Origin of the sequence: Erythrobacter sp. (assembly GCF_038133525.1) — a bacterium.
Taxonomy (GTDB): Bacteria; Pseudomonadota; Alphaproteobacteria; order Sphingomonadales; family Sphingomonadaceae; genus Qipengyuania.
Genome location: NZ_JAYPTL010000113.1, coordinates 1 through 1,267, shown reverse-complemented (window position 1 = coordinate 1,267; position 1,267 = coordinate 1). Strand labels below are relative to the sequence as shown.

At 64.9% G+C, this 1,267-nt stretch carries 2 protein-coding genes; one reads left to right on the top strand and one right to left on the bottom strand.

What is annotated here, in order from left to right; all coding sequences use genetic code 11:
- Positions 1 to 684, bottom strand: a 684-nt coding sequence (locus AAFM29_RS16675) for a hypothetical protein (RefSeq protein WP_341713876.1), incomplete at its 3' end; no start/stop codon positions are given.
- 28 nt (positions 685 to 712) lie between these two features.
- Here AAFM29_RS16675 and AAFM29_RS16670 point away from each other — a divergent pair.
- Positions 713 to 1,267 (top strand): FAD-dependent oxidoreductase (locus AAFM29_RS16670; protein ID WP_341713875.1); only part of this gene is annotated, 555 nt, incomplete at its 3' end.

Here is a 1,267-nt window from a genome sequence, read left to right as displayed (position 1 = left end):
GAACAGTGCAAGCTGGGCCCGGCCGATCGCCAATATGCGCTGTGGCGCGGCGAGGGCGATGTGGTGCCGAGCAATGTCGCCGACCCCGCGGGCGGCCAGTTCGTTCCAATCGGGCAGGGCCATCGGTGCGGGGAGCGCGCTCGCGAGATAGCTCTCGTGCGGGGCGATCCCCATCGCGCGTAGCATTGCGGCAAGCAGCTTTCCTGCGCCACCAGTGAGCAGGCCCTCGGCGTCGTCAGGTTCCGGCTGGCCGACCAAAACCATCAGCTTCGCCTGTGCCAGCCCGCGCGGCGGCATACGCCGATCGAGCGCGCCATCGGCAAGCGAAGATTCCGTCATCCACCAGCTACGAAAACTTTCCAGCGTATCCGGCCATGCTGCCGTGTCACCGCCGATCCGGGGCAGGTCATCGCGTACCAAGGCGCGCTGCAAGGGGCTTTGGGGTGCGGGAAGTTCGGGCGCAGGCTCCGCCGGGGCCGCTACGGTTTCCTGTAACTCGGGCCTGGCAAGCCAGTCGGTCGATTCTTCGGCAAAATCGTACTCGACCCCTGCCTCGCGCCACCAGTCGAGCGCCCCCTCGAGGCCTTCGAGCGGCGTAAAATCGGGCATATCGGGGCTGTCGACCTGCATCATCCGTCCGAGCGAGGTCTTGACCTCTAACGCGCCACCAATCAAGGCATTCACACCGAATACGCGACGAAAAGAGAGAGACATGAGCGAACGCGAATCGATGCCCTGCGACGTCGTCATCATCGGCGGTGGCCCGGCCGGCCTCGCCGCGGCGATCCGCCTGAAGCAGATCAATGGCGACCTTGAGGTCGTGGTGCTCGAAAAGGGCAGCGAAATCGGCGCCCACATCCTCTCTGGCGCGGTGGTAGACCCCAAGGCGCTCGACGAATTGCTGCCCGAATGGCGTGACCAGGGTTGCCCGATGGCGGAAACCCCGGTGACCGACAACTGGCACTGGGTCCTTTCGAAGGGCGGCAAGTCGGACATGCCGCATTTCATCATGCCTCCGTTCCTGTCCAACGACGGCAATTACACCGGTTCGCTCGGCAATCTGTGCCGCTGGCTGGCTGAGCAGGCCGAAGGGCTGGGGGTCATGGTCTTCCCTGGCTTCCCCGCATCCGAAGTGCTGTTCGATGCCGAGGGCGCAGTGGCTGGTGTTGTCACGCAGGACATGGGCATCGCCGCGGATGGCAGCCACAAGCCCGATTACCAGCCGGGCATGGAGATCCACGCCAAGTACACGCTCTTTGCCGAGGGT